The organism is Corynebacterium nasorum (genome assembly GCF_022345765.1).
GTDB lineage: Bacteria > Actinomycetota > Actinomycetes > Mycobacteriales > Mycobacteriaceae > Corynebacterium > Corynebacterium kefirresidentii.
In genome coordinates this window covers 239,344-254,925 of the sequence record NZ_JAKRDR010000002.1, presented here as the reverse complement: position 1 = coordinate 254,925, position 15,582 = coordinate 239,344, and the positions used below count along the sequence as shown (strand labels likewise).

The window sequence follows — 15,582 nt, the reverse complement described above, 5'->3', positions numbered from 1 at the left end:
CAACTGCCGTGAATCTACATATGCTTCTGCAGCACGCGGCCGAAATCCGGAACCGCAGGGGTGAGGAATTTCGAGGCTTTACCGCGCAGGGAGTTATAAGGCTTAGACAGCGCGGGGGAGTTGACCTGCTCGGCGTGCTTATCGGCTACCGCCATGATGGAATCACTTACTTCGTTGCTACGCGGTTCCAGGAAGGAACCGAAATCCTGCTCGGCGCTGCCTGCAAACTCTTGCCAGTGCGGGTCCATAGCGTCGAGGACATCCGGTAGCACGCGGCCTAGCGCCTTGGTGATGATGGCGGAGTCGACCTTTTTCGCGGCGGCGACTGCGCCCTTCAGCGCCATGCCGGTAATGCCCGATTGCTTGGCGACGACCCTCTCAACCAGCTCGCCACAATCGCTTATCACCGCAGTGCGCTGCGGACCTGACATAAGTTCAGAAAGATGTCCCATGCTGCACCACCTTACGCGAGTTAAGCCGGCTGTCCCGGCAGGCCAGGGAGGTTGGCCTGAATGGCAGCAATCTGATCGGCGATCTGGCCCAAGCCAGCATCGCGGGCTGCCTTTTCCAGATCCACGTTGGGGGAGTAGAGGGCCACGGCGCTGGCCAGGGCGGTGACGCCCGCGGCCGCTGCGGTGATGATCAACGTGAGATCCAGTTGGGAAGAACCGGTAGAGGAACCACCAGTCTGGCCCTGTTCAAATTCCGGATTTACCTCGTCTTTCCAGGAATCCGCCTCAGCTGCAGTAGCGGTAGGAGCAGTGACGGCGGTGACAGCTAGGGCAACGGCCGTAAGGCTCGATACGGCGATCTTCTTGACGTGGGACATGGTGCTAGTTCCTTCCTTGGGTCACTCTTCCCAAAACTTAGGCAACTTCTTTAACACTAAGGTAGACGCGCACGGTGAACTTTGCGAACTCTGCGTTATACCCGCTCAGCGCCGGAACGCGGGCTAAAACCTCCGCCATAGCGCGGGCGGCATCGCGGTGGCTATCGTGGATGGCTATTCCTTCCACCTTGGCAGTGCTGGCCGCCGCAGCGGCCGCAAGAGCAGCAAAATTGGTGACGCGGACGTTAAAGCGCGCGCAAAACTCGCGTGCCAAAAGGTAGAGCTGTTCGGTACTCATGATCACCTAGGACTGCGTGGCCGGGCGCGGCGGATTTCCGCCTCCAGCTCAGCGCGGCCGGGGAGGAGGGCGCGGGCGGTGGATTGCACGTGGGCGTCGGCAAGCGTGCGGGCTGCCGCCGCAACAACAGCGCGCACCACCGCCTCGTGCTTGGAGGTGCCCTGCGCGGAAGCCAGTAGCGTGAGCGCGTGATCCTGTTCGGCCGTAAGCCGCAATGTCATTGCCATGCCTCAGTGATACCACGGTGATACCATGCGTGCGGCAATTCGGGCCCTGAAAGGCGCTAAAGGGTAGAATCTGGCGTTATGAGTGACAATAACGACGATCTTTTTGATCGCATATTTCCCATTGACATTAATGAGGAGATGGAGTCGAGCTACATCGACTACGCCATGTCCGTCATCGTCGGCCGTGCCCTGCCGGAGGTGCGCGATGGACTAAAGCCGGTGCACCGCCGCATCCTCTACGCGATGTTCGATTCCGGTTACCGGCCGGAGCGCGGCTACGTAAAGTCCGCCCGCCCGGTCTCGGACACCATGGGTCAGTTCCACCCGCACGGTGACTCCGCCATCTATGACACCTTGGTGCGCTTGGCCCAGTCGTGGAATATGCGCTACCCACTGGTGGATGGGCAGGGTAACTTCGGCTCCCGCGGTAACGATGGCCCAGCAGCAATGCGTTATACGGAGTGTAAGCTCACTCCGCTGGCCATGGAGATGGTGCGCGATATCCGCGAAAACACCGTTGATTTCTCGCCCAACTACGATGGCAAAACCAGCGAGCCGGACGTACTGCCGTCCCGCGTTCCAAACCTGCTGATGAACGGTTCGGGCGGCATTGCCGTGGGTATGGCCACCAATATCCCTCCGCATAACCTCAACGAGCTGGCTGAGGCCATCTACTGGCTACTGGATAATCCAGACGCCGATGAAGAGGCTGCGCTGGAAGCCTGCATGGAACGCGTTAAGGGCCCGGATTTCCCCACCGCGGGCCTCATCGTGGGCGATCAGGGCATCAAGGATGCCTACACCACCGGCCGCGGATCCATCCGTATGCGCGGCGTGACCTCCATCGAGGAATCTGGATCCCGCCAGACCATTGTGATTACCGAGCTGCCGTTCCAGGTCAACCCGGATAACCTCATCTCCAATATCGCGGAGTCCGTGGCCAGCGGCAAGATCGCGGGTATTTCCAAGATTGAGGATGAGTCCTCCGACCGCGTTGGCATGCGCATCGTCGTCACCCTCAAGCGCGACGCCGTGGCCCGCGTGGTGCTCAATAACCTCTACAAGCATTCCCAGCTGCAGACGTCCTTCGGTGCCAACATGCTCTCCATTGTCGATGGCGTGCCGCGCACTCTCCGCCTGGATCAGATGCTGCGCTACTACGTGGAGCACCAGATCGAGGTCATCGTTCGCCGCACCCAGTACCGCCTGAATGAGGCCGAAAAGCGCGCCCACATCTTGCGCGGTTTGGTCAAGGCACTGGACATGCTCGATGAGGTCATCGCCCTTATTCGCCGTTCGCCCACCGTGGACGAAGCGCGCGAGGGCTTGAAGGAGCTTCTCGACGTCGACGATATCCAGGCCGATGCCATCCTGGCCATGCAGCTACGCAAGCTGGCTGCCCTGGAGCGCCAAAAGATCATCGATGAATTGGCGGAAATCGAGCGCGAGATCGCTGATCTGAAGGATATCCTCGCCCGCGAGGAGCGCCAGCGCCAGATTGTCCACGATGAGCTGGCAGAGATCGTCGATAAGTATGGCGATGAACGCCGCACCGAAATCATTCCGGCAACCGGCGATGTGACCGATGAGGATCTTATCGCCCGCGAAAACGTTGTAGTCACCATTACTTCCACGGGCTACGCTAAGCGCACCAAGGTGGATTCCTACAAGGCGCAAAAGCGTGGTGGCAAGGGCGTACGCGGCGCTGAGCTCAAGCAGGACGATATTGTCAAGAACTTCTTCGTCTGCTCCACTCACGACTGGATCTTGTTCTTTACCAACTTCGGCCGTGTTTACCGCCTCAAGGCCTATGAGCTGCCAGAGGGCGGTCGCGCCGCACGCGGCCAACACGTGGCTAACCTGCTGGAATTCCAGCCGGAAGAAAAGATCGCGCAGGTCATCCAGATCCAGTCCTACGAGGATGCTCCTTACCTGGTTCTCGCCACCCAGCAGGGCCGCGTGAAGAAGTCCCGTTTGACCGATTATGAGTCCGCGCGTTCCGCTGGCCTTATCGCCATCAACCTCAACGAGGGCGATGCGCTCATTGGTGCACAGCTCGTCTCCGAGGGCGATGACATCCTGCTCACCTCCGAGCAGGGGCAGGCCATCCGCTTTACTGCGGACGACGACCAGCTGCGCCCCATGGGCCGCGCTACCGCTGGTGTGAAGGGCATGCGCTTCCGCGGCGATGACCAGCTGCTGTCCATGTCGGTAGTCCACGATGGCGAGTTCCTCTTGGTTGCCACCTCCGGCGGCTACGGCAAGCGCACCGCTATCGAGGAATACACCACGCAGGGCCGCGGTGGCCTTGGTGTTATGACCTTCAAGTACACCCCGAAGCGCGGCAAGCTTATCGGCGCCATCTCTGTGGATGAGGATGATGAAATCTTCGCCATTACCTCCGCCGGTGGCGTCATCCGCACCGAGGTGGACCAGATTCGTCCGTCCTCCCGTGCGACCATGGGTGTGCGCTTGGTGAACCTGGCCGACGATGTCGAACTGCTTGCCATCGACCGCAACGTCGAAGAAGATGGTGAGGAAGACGCTCAAGCTGTGGCTAAGGGCGAAAAGACCGTGGATGAAGTCCAGCAGGAGCACAAGGCTGGCGATGCTTCCAAGGATGAGGAGTAATTAATGGCACGACGAGACGTAACGATTACGCGAATCTCGCCTATCTCGGCGTTCCGCGTCGGTCTGGCCCTGTCACTCGTCGGACTGATCGCCTGGATGCTGGCCGTATGCCTGCTTTATATTGGCCTGAACCAGGTGGGGATTTGGGAATCGCTCAATAGCCTCGTCGGCGGCGTCGGCGGCGGATTCGAGGTCACCTTCGGTGTCGTCATCTCCGCCTCCGCGCTCATCGGCGTTATTTTCGCCGTTCTCCTTACGTTGCTGGCACCACTGATGGCGGTTATTTACAACGCCATCGTGGACGTCTTTGGCGGCCTGCGGGTCGACCTAGACAGCCGCTAGCGCCTCTCTTGCGTTTGAAGATACCGGCACCTTCGGGTGCCGGTATTTTTCTTTCTTTCGTGCGAATCTTTCCCCGCTTTTGAGTTGCCGGAAATATCTGCTGAACAGGCGATTTGTGTAAATCCGGGGATAGTATGTAGAGTTAATTCTCGTTCCGCACAAGGGCCTATAGCTCAGTCGGTTAGAGCGCATCGCTGATAACGATGAGGTCGCTGGTTCGATTCCAGCTAGGCCCACCACGGAACAATGGGGCATTAGCTCAATTGGTAGAGCATCTGCTTTGCAAGCAGAAGGTCAGGAGTTCGATTCTCCTATGCTCCACAGCATGTAGTCCGGCTTCCTCTTCGGAGGGGCCGGACATTTTTCATTTCTGCGCTCATTCTCAAGCACTCTGAGAAGTGACACAATGGCGAGTGATTTACTCGGATCACCATTTTCGTCCATATAGACCAGCAAAACCGTCGACGAAAACCGAGTTTTGGATGGACGATATCGTTGAAGACAACGGCTAAGCCAGTCTCGAAAAGGGGGGTGTTCCTATATAGGTTGTCAACTCCGTGGGTGGGCTTGTTGGGGGTGTGAAGGGTTTCTGCTTCGTCTCGTAGATGTTGTTTTGGGTACCTTGAGGAGCCGGTTGGGCTTGCTGTGCAATCGGCTTGGATGGGGGTCTGTTGGCTTTAGGCTGCTGCAGCCTCCTGAGCTGTAGAGATGTCTCGGTAGTGCTCGCCGTTTCGCATCATGGAGAAGAGAGCGTTGAGGCGTCGGCGTGCGAGTGCGACGACTGCGGCGTTGTGTCTTTTGCCTTCTTTGCGTTTTCGTTCATAGAATTGCTGGGAACGCTCGTGGAATCTGGTCGATGCAGAAGACGATTGCCATAGGGCGTTCTTTAATTTTTGTTGCCAGCGCGGTTGGGTGAATTCGGCATAATGGACGTTCCTGATTGATTTGTCCGTGGTGATAGGCCTGTATAGGACGCTAGGTGCGCTGCATCGGGGAGGTCGGACATATCGCCAACAGTCATGAGGATCTGCGCGGCGCTACGTGGGCCGATGCCGGGCATGGATAAAAGAATCTCGGTTTGAGGAATGTCTTGAATGAGCTTGAGTACCTGTGCTTCGATTTCCTTGCGATGCTCGAGTTTGGCCAGTGCGTCTTTGGCGGACATTGCTACGCCAAGTTCGGCGTATTCTGCGCCGGCAATGGACATGGTCTGTCCGTGGATGGCAGCAAGCATGGCATTGATGACAGGCTCGGGATTGCGTGCTTTGTGACTGCGCGCAAAGGCTGCTAGGCGTGTTTTACCGATGCGTCGAATCTTGGTGGGGCCGCCGTATTTTGCAAGTAGGTGGAGGATCCATTTTCGGTGAATCATCTGTCCGCGCAGGACATGTTCGAATGCAGGATTGGTTCCCACGAGCGCGGATCGCATCTGGTTAATTTGGCGTGTGTAGGCTCGGGCGAGGTCTTCGTCGATACCGTTGAGAACTTTTGGCTGGGTAAAGACTTCCTCAACGCGGTCGACGTTGCGCAGGGCGTCTGGAAGGTTAAGACCGGCATGGGCGATGACGTAGGCGTCGCGTACATCGGTCTTTGAGTTGCCGACGTGGATGCGAGAGAGCTGTCGCATCGCAAGCCCTGGTAGATAGCGATCGTCTGCCCCCATGTCTTGGGCGACTGCGACGGTTAATCGGCTGATGTTGTTGGGTTGATCGACAATGACAAGGACTGAGGTGTTGTCGGCGAGGAATTGGCCGAAGAGCTTGCGGAGCGAGCCTTTATGCTGATTGATGCGTTTGGACAGGACTTGCCTGCCTTGGGGATCGAGGACGCAGGCGTGGTGGAAGTATTTGCCGACGTCCACGCCAATGACGAAGTCATAGGCCATGGGTGTGTTCCTCCTAGCGATGAATTAGAAGTTGGACTATTTGAGCTTCATCGCTGGGGGTGGTCGGACATACTTAGTACTGGCATCTACATTACTGTGAGACCTCATACCACCTGGGCTGGGTCAGGTTCCTATTGAGCTGTTTGAGTATGTCACTGTCTTCGGCGGCATCACCCCCGGATCATTTTCAGACAGGGGCGGGAATAAGCCATACCGAAGCCAGCGACTAGTTCTACTGTCCTTTCAGACGGAGGGAACGGAAATAAACATAACCCGCCCAATCGGGTGGACAGGCTATGAATCTTCGGTGCCCTGAGGTGGAACTGCTAACAACGAAATGGGGGGCGATGTTGGACGGGAGCGGCATCTACAAGGTTGCGCGGCAGCGCGCCGAAGAGATGCTCGGTTCGCAGGTGCTGCATCCTTTTGGTCCCGACTGGGACGTATTTAAAGTACGCGGCAAAATTTTCTTGCTGTTGACAGCGGTGACCGGTCAACAGCAAATGATCATTAAGGCCGAGCCGGAGGACTGCCAAGCGCTACAGCAGCAGTATCCATTCATTGCGCCGGGCTACCACATGAATAAGCGGCATTGGGTTTCTGTCTATCCACACGCAGATCTGCACGAACGGCTGGTAGAGGAGTTAGTCACGGACTCCTATCGTTTGGTGGTGGAAAAGCTGCCGAGAGGGCGGCGGCCGATCGATCCGTCCTCTGTGCACTAAAGCCCTTTGTATTAAGGACAATGGCGAGTCACTTTAAAATTAAAGCCATGTTGATAGAATAAATCCCATGACCGAGCGCGATGACTACTGGCTAAATGATGAAGAGCTCGCATCATTTATGTCCTTAATGAGCGTAAATATTCGCTTGACCAATATTTTGGATGCTCAGCTGCGTGATGACGCAGGCCTGAGCTTTTTTGAATACACGGTGCTCTCTCGGCTATCTGAGGCGGAAAATCGCGAGATGCGTATGCGTGATTTGGCGATTACGGCCAATGGATCTTTGTCCCGCTTGAGCCAGGTCGTTACGCGCCTAGAAAAGCAGGGGTGGGTCGTGCGCCAGCCGTGCCCGACTGATGGCCGCACCACCATGGCAAAGCTCACGGATAGCGGCTGGGACAAAGTAGTAGAGACCGCGCCTAGACACGCTAAGCAGGCGAGGAGGTCCGTGATGGATAACCTGACCCGCACGCAGATCCGCCAGATGCTGCAGATCAATGAGCGGATCATAAAGGCCATTGAGAATGATGAGCGTTATGGTGGGCGCTATTAAGCAGCGCACTTTGCGGGGCTATTGCTTGGGATAGCCGCGGCGGGCCGAGACGGTTTTATCGAAAGGGATCCAAAACCGTAGGGCCGCTTCTTGGTTTTTAGAGATACCGATACGCGGTCCGCGTACCCATTCTGGTTCGGAGGTTCGCTCTACAATCTGAATCGGTTGGTGGTTATCTTCCAACGTGAAGCCTAGGGCCTTGCCCAAATTTCCTGGTCCGCGGGCGAGATTATGAAAATCAGTGGTGCCGCGGCGAGCGAAGGCGATATCGGCACCCTCGATGATTTCACCGCCGCGCAGCAGGCAGCCCTGGCCAGTCCCTTCAGGGGCGCAGACGATATTGACGTTGCGGTGGATGCCGTAAGAAATATAGACGTAGAACTTACCCGGCGGACCGAACATGGCCGCATTGCGCGGGGTCTTTCCTTTAAAGGTGTGTGCCGCGGAGTCCTCGGCCCCGAGGTAAGCTTCCACCTCTGTAAGGCGAATGCTGACCCCGGAATGGGTGAGGGTGCAGCCGAGGAGTTGGGGAGCGACGGCGTCGGCAGTCAGGGCAAAATCAATCATTAACCTCGAGCGTAGTAGCGCTTACCTGCCACGGGGGTGCGAAGGAGGCGATCCAAGCTCACGGGCTCGAGGCCCTTGGCACGCAGACCGTCGATGACGCAATCTGCGGCATCCACAGTGGTGGGGTGGATATCGTGCATCAAAACAATGGAACCGGCGCGGGCGCCTTGCACGGCCGCGGAACAGACGTGGTCGGAGTTGCGGTCCTTCCAATCCATGGTGTCGACGTCCCACAGCGCTTGGGAGACACCCTTATTGCGGGTGGCCTGATCCACGGTCGCGTTGGTCGCGCCATAAGGCGGGCGTACCCAGCGCGTGCCTTGGCCGGTGGCCTTTGTGATGGCGGCATTGCCGGCGTCGATTTCCTGGGATACCTGGTCATAAGACAGGGTGTTGAGCTGGCGGTGGCTCTTGGTGTGGTTGCCGATGGTGTGGCCCTCGGCCTTCATGCGCTTGAGCAGCTCAGGATGCTGGTTCGCGTTGGGGGCTAGCACCATGAAGCTTGCGTGCGCGTTCTTCGCCTTGAGCTTGTCCAGTAGGCGGTTGGTCTCGGCACCGGGGCCGTCGTCATAGGTGATAGCTACGCAGTTGGCACAGTCGACGCCACCTTCGCTGCGCGGCTGCGGCTTCTTTGGAGCTGGGGCGGCGGGTGCCTTCTTCCCGGGGGCAGTGTGTGGAAATGCCTGGGAGCTGAAATCTTCGACCTGTGCGCGGGCATCCTCGAGGCGATGGTTGATTTCTCCTTGAATATCCGCGCTTGAAGACGCAGGCAATCGTGGGATTTGCGGTAACTGTGCATGAGCGGCTGCTGGCATGGCGGCGGCAATAAGCACGGTGAGTGCAGAGGTGAGGATGCGGCGCATAGTGTTCCTAAAAATGAGGGAAAATGGACATGATGTGCCCATGACCCTAGCGCCCGAATGTAACCAAAGTGATAGGACATGCCTAAAGTGTCCAAAGTGATTTGAGAGATCTGGGTTTTGAGCGGTTTGTGGTTGCTTCGGCTGCGGTAGTAAAGTGTGTAGGCACTGGGGCATTAGCTCAATTGGTAGAGCATCTGCTTTGCAAGCAGAAGGTCAGGAGTTCGATTCTCCTATGCTCCACAGCATGAAGTCCGGCTTCCTCTTCGGAGGGCGCCGGACTTTTTCAATGCAATGGGTGGATATACGTTTATGTCGCGCCTTTTGTCCATCTAAACCAGCAAAACCGTCGACGAAAAATGGGGTTTAGATGGACAAAAGTCCTGATCTTCGGAAGTCCGGACAGATAGTGCAAGGTCGCGGGGAGGAAACTTTAAGTACAGTAAGTGGGGAATTATTACTATTACGCGAAACCATTAGGAGACTAACCATGGCCGCCAACGTTCGCTACAACGATCCCTTTACCTCCACAGAGAAGAAAGCTTCGGCGCCGGAGGGCGCAGAATACGTTGTGGTGCGCAAACGTGGCGAGGCCGCAGTGGATGGCGAGGTCATGAGCTTTCACGGCACTCGCGAAGAGGCGCGCGAGGCGGTTATGGCCGGGCTGACCGAGGAATTTAAGACGGCCGTGGATAATGAGCCGATTTACGTAACGCACGCCCGCCTGCGCTCGCTTTAGAAGCGTTTCAGCATCACAAAGTGACCCTCGTGGCTGCCCACGTGTTCGAAGCCGAGGTGCTCATAAAGCCCCTTGGCGCGGGGATTATCGGGGTGGACGGCTAGGGAGATGCCGGGGGCATGCAGGGTGTGGGCGAGGGAAATAGCGGCGTCGATAAGCGCGGTGGCAATGCCCTGTCCCTTATAGCGGGCCTCAACCGCGATGGCGATCTCCGGAATGGCGGGCTCGACAAAACCAAAGCCGTGGTTGTCCTCCGTGCCCCAATTGAGCCACACGCCACCGGCCGGGACAAGCTCCTCCCAGGCGATGAAACCGCCCTGGTTGGGATCCCAATTTTCCACGTAGAAGGCAAAATCAGCGGCGAAGTCAGGGGAGAGCTCGCCGTGCTCGTCGCCGAAAGTATCGGTGAGGAAGTTGAGGCGGGCGAGATAGGTGCGGTCAGATTCTTGGGTTGCGCGAAGTTCCATGGAATCCACGATAGTCGCCAGTGGTGCACACGGGGTACGCATGCGAAAATCCCCTCCGCACAGGCCAGTGACCTGTGGGAAGGGATGCGGCTGCCGCTTAGGCTAGGTGGTAATTGCGGACGTCGTGACCGTTAAACTCGCGCTCGATACCGGCCTCGTCTACGGAGTGGAAAGTGGTTCCGTTATCGATGGCGAAGCGCAGGTTATCCACGCGAGAGGAAGGGTCTTTAGACACCGCACCCGCTGGGAAGTAGTACGTTGCGCCGTCTTTGAGCTTGACGGTAAGGGTCTCAAAGCTCATTGTTCATCTCCTTGTAGAAAGATCCCTAATGTGGGAATTCAATCAAGAGATTTTTGTCTAAGCAAAGAAATGAGATCTAGGCAACGCTGAATATACCCCCACGGCGGGGTGGAAAGCGTATTTATTCTTTGACCTACAGGCGGTGCTTGCCCTCGTTTTGGTGGTCATCGGTAATGCGGGTGGTATCGGCTGGCTGAGCTGCTTCTTCTTCGCGGTGCTTGGCCAGCTGCTCGTCGATGGAACCTAGCAGTTCCTCATCGCGTACGGCGCCTTCCTCAACGAGGTCAGACTGGGTGTCATTCTCGCTGGTGGAGGTGTAGACCAAGGTGGACTCAGGGGCGGTGTGCGAAGCGGACTGGAAGTCATCCACGCGCGGTGGGGTCTGGGATGGCTTGTCGTTGGAGCGCAGCCAGTAGTAGGCGGCACCGGCCGCGGCGGAAAGCACAGCGATAATGCCGGCGAAGATCCAGCCCTTGGAGGACTTCTGCTTCTTCTGTTTCTTGGCTACCTTGGCGGACTTCTTCTTGAGGTTCTTCTGCGCCTTCTGAGAATCCTTCTTGGCCTGCTTGCGGGCCTTCTTAGCCTTCTTGGTGGCCTCTTCCTTGGCGTCGTTCAAGCGCTCGGTGGCGTCCTCGCGGTAGTTGTTGAACTCTTCTAGGGCACGCTCGAGGCGGGAGTGTGCGGCGCGGGTGACGGCGCCCGCTTGGCGGCGGGACTCGGCGAAGCTGCCGTTATCGCGCTCGTCCATCTTCTGCGCGGCCTCCTCCAGGGCGGTGTAGGCTTCGCGGGACTTTTCTTCGCGGTAGTTGTTGAACTGGCTCCACAGGTTCGATGCGGTCTTGAAGGCCACGTTCAGTGTCGTGGGGTTCATGGGGTGGAACACTCCTTAACTCAGATTTATCAATTCGCTTTCACCCAGCATAGTGACGTGTCGGGTGGTGTACCACCGTGAGCGCGAAGGCGTGCAGGGGGAACGTGCCAGAAATAGACCGCTTGGTTCAGAATGTGCGATTATTATTCAGCCAATTTTTCGCCAACCTCGCAGTTTGCAGGCTTGCAATGGTAATACCATTGCAAAATCGCTACCGCGCAAACTGAACAGCTTGGTACGTTTTCTCAACATACCGACGACGACCAGCAAAGGAGGTGACCATGAGCCCGCGACTTTCGGCTTCCGCGCCCTTGGATTATGAAAGCGAAGAGGAGTCCCATGTGCCTGAGCGCCTCGCCCTTTCTTTCGAGGTAATCCCACCGCGCCACGATGCCGATGCCGCCAAAATCGACCGCTTATTAGAGGTGCTGGAAAGCTATCACCCCGATTACATCGCTGTGACCAGCTCTCAGCGCTCCGGGTGGTTGGAAGGAACTGCGGCCTTCATCGAGAAGATCTCGCAGAACACTTCCATGCGTCCGCTGGCGCACCTGGCGTGCACGGCCGGCTCGCGCGATGAGCTCATCGGGTGGATTAATCGCTTGGTAGATGCTGGCGTGCGCGGTCTGCTGGCCCTGCGCGGCGACCTCCCCGAAGGGGGCATGCCAGAGCACTACCTCCAGCATGCCGATGAACTGGTTCGCCTCATCCGTGAGTTGGAAAGTCACCAGGCGGCCCGCTTTGCCGCCGGCCGCCTCGCGGTAAGCGTGGCGTGCTACCCCAGCGGCCATGCCGAATCCAAGAACGAGGACGAGGACTTCGACGTCCTGCTTAATAAGCAGCGCCTCGGCGCGGACTTTGCCATCACCCAGCTTTTCTTTGACGCCGAGGATTTCCTCCGCTTCGCCCAACGGGCGGAGTTGGCCGGGGTGAAAATCCCCCTCATTCCGGGGATTATGCCCATGACCAGCCTGCGCCGGTTGGAGCGAATGGGCCAGCTGTCCGGGCTGACTGTACCCGAGAGGGTGCGCACTCAGCTCGCGGCAGCGACAACCCCAGAAGAGGAATACGAAATCGGCATGGAGCTTACCGCCCAATTGGCCCGCACCATCGTGGCCGGCGGCGCGGACGGCCTCCATATCTATACCCACAACAATCCCGACATTACCCAAGACCTGTTATCTCGAATCGGAGTAAGCAATGACGAACACTAACTTCCCCAAGGCGACAATTGAGGGCTACCCTCGCGTCGGCGCTAACCGCGAACTCAAGCGCGCGCTGGAATCCTACTGGGCCGGCCGCATCGATGCGGAAACCTTCGAGTCCGCCGCACATTCCCTGCGCTTGGACACCTATAACCGCTTGCGCGACCTCGGTCTTACTGAGGACTATGCCATTCCTGCCGACGTCGCTTACTACGACCAGGTGCTCGAGACCGCACTGACCGTAGGCGCCGTAGCCGGCGAAACCTTGGATGATGAGTTCACCTTGGCCCGCGGCAATAAGGACACCGCGCCGCTAGAGATGACTAAGTGGTTCGATACCAACTACCACTACATCGTCCCGGAAATTGCTGATGGCCAGGACTTCAAAGCGCACCCACAGCGCGTTATCAAGCTGGTGGAAGAAGCCCGCGCAGCAGGCCACACCGTGCGCCCATACCTCGTCGGCCCGGTTACCCTGCTGGCCCTGTCCAAGCAGGCCGAGGGCGCTACCAAGTCCCCGCTCGACCGCCTGGATGATGCCGTCAAGGCATATCAGGAGGTACTGGCCGAGCTGGATAAGTCCGGCGTGAATTGGGTACAGCTGGCTGAGCCTGCCCTGGTAGCGGACCTGACCATTGCCAACGATGAGGAACTGGCCGCCCACACCAAGCGCGCCTACGAGGCCATTTTGGGCGCGGACAACCGCCCGCAGGTCTACCTCACCACCCCGTATGGCTCCGCGCGCAAGGGCCTTGACGTTCTGGCGGAACTTAAGCCAGAGGCCGTCCAGGTGGATCTTTCCGTGGGCACCCTGGCACTCGATGAGGGCTACCTTGAGCGCGTGAAGAAGCTGAACTCTCACGTGGTTGCTGGGCTTATCGACGGCCGCAATGTCTGGGCCGCCAACCTACGTGACCTGCGCTCCAAGTACGAGGACCTAGAGGGAAGCCTTGACTCCCTCTCCGTGTCTACCTCCGTATCCCTGCAGCATGTGCCGCACACCGTGGAGGCAGAAACCAAGCTGCCTGCCGACGTCGCTACGTGGTTCTCCTTTGCTAACGAGAAGGTCAAGGAAGTCGTAGCCCTCTCCCAGGGTCCGCTGGAGGCACCGGAGGCGTACAACATCAGCGACCGCGCAGTGCGCACCCGTGCTGACTCTGAGCGTATCCACAATGCGGCGGTGAAGGCGCGCATCGAGAAGCTGCCGGCCGGCGAGGTCAAGCGCGAGCCTGCCTTTGCCGAGCGCAACGAGGCGCAAAAGGAACTCGGCCTGCCGCAGCTGCCGACTACCACCATTGGTTCATTCCCACAGACCAAGGAAATCCGCCAAGCGCGTGCGGCGCACCGCAAGGGCGAGCTTTCCGACGCCGACTACAACTCCGCCCTCAAGGATGAGGTCAAGTCCGTCATTGAGCTGCAAGAGCGCCTCGGCCTCGATGTACTCGTGCACGGCGAGCCGGAGCGCAATGACATGGTCCAGTACTTTGCTGAGCTGCTCGATGGCTTCGTAACCACCGAAAACGGCTGGGTCCAGTCTTATGGCTCCCGCTGCACCCGCCCGCCAATAGTCGTAGGTGACATCTCCCGCCCGGCTGCGATGACCACCGAGTGGTCCAAGTACGCACAGTCGCTCTCGGAGCACCACGTCAAGGGTATGCTCACCGGCCCGGTGACGATCCTGGCTTGGTCCTTCGTTCGCGATGACGTGCACCAGTCCGTCTCCGCGGACCAGCTCGGCGTCGCGTTGGCGGATGAGGTCCGTGACTTGGAAGAGGCCGGCATCGACATCATTCAGATCGATGAGCCCGCCCTGCGCGAGCTGTTGCCTTTGCGTGAGGAAGACCGCAAGGCCTACCTGGATTGGGCCGTGCGCTCCTTCCGCCTCGTTGCACTCGAGGCCAAGCCGACCACCCAGATCCACACGCACCTGTGTTACTCCGAGTTCGGCCAAATCATCGATGCCGTTGCCGGCCTCGATGCCGATGTCACCTCCATCGAGGCGGCCCGCTCCCGCATGGAGCTGTCCATCGAGGCGGCCCGCTCCCGCATGGAGCTGCTGGAGGATATTGACGAGACCTTCCACTCCGAGATCGGCCCGGGCATCTACGATATCCACTCCCCACGCGTGCCCTCCGTGGCGGAGATGGCCGAGCTTATCCGCGCCGCGCTCAAGCACGTACCGGTCGAGCGCCTGTGGGTTAACCCGGACTGCGGCCTTAAGACTCGCGGCTACGAAGAGACCGAGGCCTCCCTACGCAATATGGTTCTGGCCCGCGATGAGGTACGTGATTCCCTCTAAGTCCTCTTAGCCTCATAGAATCCCGGCTGGGAAATGGGCAACTTGCCCTTAACTGGCCGGGATTTCGCGCTTTGCTTTGCGGCGCTTGTTGATCCACCCGATGATCATTGGCAGCACAGAAATTGCCACGACGATGAGCATAATGATGTCGATGGAGTGGGCGATGCCGGGGATACCGCCCAGAAGTACGCCGACGAGCAGCATGGAGCCTACCCAGCCGATGCCGCCGAGGATATTCCAGCGCAAGAAGGAGGAGTAGCCCATTTCCGCGGTGCCGGCGGCGAAGGGGACGAAAGTGCGCACGATTGGTACGAAGCGGCCCAATACGAGGGCCACCGGGCCGTGACGCTGGAAGAAGTCTTCTGCGCTATCGAGGTGCTCAGTGCGCAGGACGCGGGCATCGTCCTTGAAGAGTTTGCGCCCGAAGCGGCGACCCAAATAGAAGCCCACTTGGTCGCCTGCGAAGGCAGCCACTGCTGCTACGACAAAGAGCAGCCAGGCATTGATGTCTAGCTCGTGGCGCAGGATTGCGGCGGTAACGAGCAGCGAATCGCCCGGCAGGAAGGGGAAAAGCACGCCGGATTCGATGAAGATGACCACGGCTACGCCGAGCAGAATATAGGGTCCAAAACTGTGGAGCAGGGAGCCTGCATCCATAAGGTTGTGGAGGGAGGACAAGAAATCCATGTGTGGATCCTTTCGTAGTGCTTTCTTTAGTATCCTCTGCACATTGCGAAAATGCTGCGAATCAGCTGGGTGTCCGAATGGAACCGGTATGTTTCT

17 protein-coding genes, 3 tRNA genes and 1 pseudogene are annotated in these 15,582 nt (G+C 58.4%); 10 read left to right on the top strand and 11 right to left on the bottom strand.

Annotated features, from left to right (window positions below; translation table 11 throughout):
- Nucleotides 1–14 precede the first annotated feature (14 nt).
- The 4 genes from MHK04_RS03185 to MHK04_RS03170 are packed head-to-tail and all read right to left on the bottom strand — an operon-like array spanning nucleotide 15 to nucleotide 1,354.
- On the bottom strand, nucleotides 15–452 hold the full coding sequence (locus tag MHK04_RS03185) for a DUF6918 family protein (protein ID WP_023020204.1): 438 nt from the start codon (nucleotides 450–452) through the stop codon (nucleotides 15–17).
- Nucleotides 453–472: 20 nt separating this feature from the next.
- Complete coding sequence (locus MHK04_RS03180; RefSeq protein ID WP_239207719.1) at nucleotides 473–829, bottom strand: hypothetical protein; 357 nt, start codon at nucleotides 827–829, stop codon at nucleotides 473–475.
- Between the two features lie 37 nt (nucleotides 830–866).
- Nucleotides 867–1,127: a hypothetical protein gene (locus MHK04_RS03175; protein WP_023020206.1), complete on the bottom strand. Its 261-nt coding sequence runs from the start codon at nucleotides 1,125–1,127 to the stop codon at nucleotides 867–869.
- 2 nt (nucleotides 1,128–1,129) lie between these two features.
- Complete coding sequence (locus MHK04_RS03170; protein ID WP_239207720.1) at nucleotides 1,130–1,354, bottom strand: CopG family transcriptional regulator; 225 nt, start codon at nucleotides 1,352–1,354, stop codon at nucleotides 1,130–1,132.
- 78 nt (nucleotides 1,355–1,432) lie between these two features.
- Here MHK04_RS03170 and gyrA point away from each other — a divergent pair, with 78 nt between their 5' ends.
- From gyrA to MHK04_RS03150, 4 genes are all read left to right on the top strand, one after another.
- Nucleotides 1,433–3,985: a DNA gyrase subunit A gene (gene gyrA / locus MHK04_RS03165; RefSeq protein ID WP_239207721.1), complete on the top strand. Its 2,553-nt coding sequence runs from the start codon at nucleotides 1,433–1,435 to the stop codon at nucleotides 3,983–3,985.
- 3 nt (nucleotides 3,986–3,988) lie between these two features.
- Nucleotides 3,989–4,327, top strand: coding sequence for a DUF3566 domain-containing protein (locus MHK04_RS03160; protein ID WP_239207722.1), 339 nt, complete (start codon nucleotides 3,989–3,991; stop codon nucleotides 4,325–4,327).
- A gap of 162 nt (nucleotides 4,328–4,489) precedes the next feature.
- Nucleotides 4,490–4,566 (top strand) — tRNA-Ile (locus MHK04_RS03155).
- 9 nt (nucleotides 4,567–4,575) lie between these two features.
- Nucleotides 4,576–4,648 (top strand) — tRNA-Ala (locus MHK04_RS03150).
- A 356-nt stretch (nucleotides 4,649–5,004) separates the two neighbouring features.
- Here the strand turns inward: MHK04_RS03150 and MHK04_RS03145 are convergent.
- Nucleotides 5,005–6,212: pseudogene (locus MHK04_RS03145) on the bottom strand (IS110 family RNA-guided transposase).
- A 317-nt stretch (nucleotides 6,213–6,529) separates the two neighbouring features.
- Between MHK04_RS03145 and MHK04_RS03140 the strand changes: the two are divergent.
- Entirely contained in the window at nucleotides 6,530–6,937 is a 408-nt protein-coding gene (locus MHK04_RS03140) for an MmcQ/YjbR family DNA-binding protein (RefSeq protein WP_239207723.1), read from the top strand.
- A gap of 67 nt (nucleotides 6,938–7,004) precedes the next feature.
- Nucleotides 7,005–7,490 (top strand): MarR family winged helix-turn-helix transcriptional regulator, encoded by a 486-nt coding sequence (locus tag MHK04_RS03135; protein ID WP_238801892.1) that lies wholly within the window; start codon nucleotides 7,005–7,007, stop codon nucleotides 7,488–7,490.
- 18 nt (nucleotides 7,491–7,508) lie between these two features.
- Here the strand turns inward: MHK04_RS03135 and MHK04_RS03130 are convergent, their stop codons facing one another.
- Together MHK04_RS03130 and MHK04_RS03125 are read right to left on the bottom strand one after the other, a co-directional pair.
- Nucleotides 7,509–8,057 (bottom strand): DNA-3-methyladenine glycosylase, encoded by a 549-nt coding sequence (locus MHK04_RS03130; protein WP_239207724.1) that lies wholly within the window; start codon nucleotides 8,055–8,057, stop codon nucleotides 7,509–7,511.
- The gene (locus MHK04_RS03125; protein WP_239207725.1) at nucleotides 8,057–8,920 is read right to left on the bottom strand and encodes a polysaccharide deacetylase family protein; all 864 of its coding nucleotides are present in this window, start codon (nucleotides 8,918–8,920) and stop codon (nucleotides 8,057–8,059) included. Before MHK04_RS03125 ends, MHK04_RS03130 begins: the two co-directional genes overlap by 1 nt.
- A gap of 167 nt (nucleotides 8,921–9,087) precedes the next feature.
- Between MHK04_RS03125 and MHK04_RS03120 the strand changes: the two genes are divergently transcribed.
- Together MHK04_RS03120 and MHK04_RS03115 are read left to right on the top strand one after the other, a co-directional pair.
- Nucleotides 9,088–9,160: transfer RNA gene (locus MHK04_RS03120), tRNA-Ala, on the top strand.
- Nucleotides 9,161–9,407: 247 nt separating this feature from the next.
- Nucleotides 9,408–9,656 (top strand): hypothetical protein, encoded by a 249-nt coding sequence (locus MHK04_RS03115; protein ID WP_239207726.1) that lies wholly within the window; start codon nucleotides 9,408–9,410, stop codon nucleotides 9,654–9,656.
- Here MHK04_RS03115 and MHK04_RS03110 read toward each other — a convergent pair.
- The 3 genes from MHK04_RS03110 to MHK04_RS03100 all read right to left on the bottom strand — a co-directional run bounded on the left by MHK04_RS03110 (nucleotide 9,653) and on the right by MHK04_RS03100 (nucleotide 11,295).
- A complete protein-coding gene (locus tag MHK04_RS03110) occupies nucleotides 9,653–10,123 on the bottom strand; it encodes a GNAT family N-acetyltransferase (RefSeq protein WP_239207865.1) in 471 nt (156 codons plus the stop codon). The genes MHK04_RS03115 and MHK04_RS03110 overlap by 4 nt on opposite strands.
- Before the next feature lie 97 nt (nucleotides 10,124–10,220).
- Nucleotides 10,221–10,424: a hypothetical protein gene (locus MHK04_RS03105; RefSeq protein ID WP_005329698.1), complete on the bottom strand. Its 204-nt coding sequence runs from the start codon at nucleotides 10,422–10,424 to the stop codon at nucleotides 10,221–10,223.
- A gap of 133 nt (nucleotides 10,425–10,557) precedes the next feature.
- Nucleotides 10,558–11,295 carry a hypothetical protein gene (locus MHK04_RS03100; RefSeq protein WP_023020215.1) on the bottom strand — a complete coding sequence of 246 codons (738 nt, stop codon included), beginning with the start codon at nucleotides 11,293–11,295 and terminating at the stop codon, nucleotides 10,558–10,560.
- Between the two features lie 281 nt (nucleotides 11,296–11,576).
- On the opposite strand from MHK04_RS03100, the gene MHK04_RS03095 reads away from it, so the two are divergent.
- Complete coding sequence (locus MHK04_RS03095; RefSeq protein ID WP_023020216.1) at nucleotides 11,577–12,509, top strand: methylenetetrahydrofolate reductase; 933 nt, start codon at nucleotides 11,577–11,579, stop codon at nucleotides 12,507–12,509.
- Entirely contained in the window at nucleotides 12,496–14,799 is a 2,304-nt protein-coding gene (metE, locus tag MHK04_RS03090) for a 5-methyltetrahydropteroyltriglutamate--homocysteine S-methyltransferase (RefSeq protein ID WP_239207727.1), read from the top strand. The genes MHK04_RS03095 and metE overlap by 14 nt, the downstream gene beginning before the upstream one ends.
- 48 nt (nucleotides 14,800–14,847) lie before the next feature.
- Here metE and MHK04_RS03085 read toward each other — a convergent pair whose 3' ends face one another.
- Entirely contained in the window at nucleotides 14,848–15,486 is a 639-nt protein-coding gene (locus MHK04_RS03085; RefSeq protein ID WP_023020218.1) for a DedA family protein, read from the bottom strand.
- Nucleotides 15,487–15,582 lie beyond the last annotated feature (96 nt).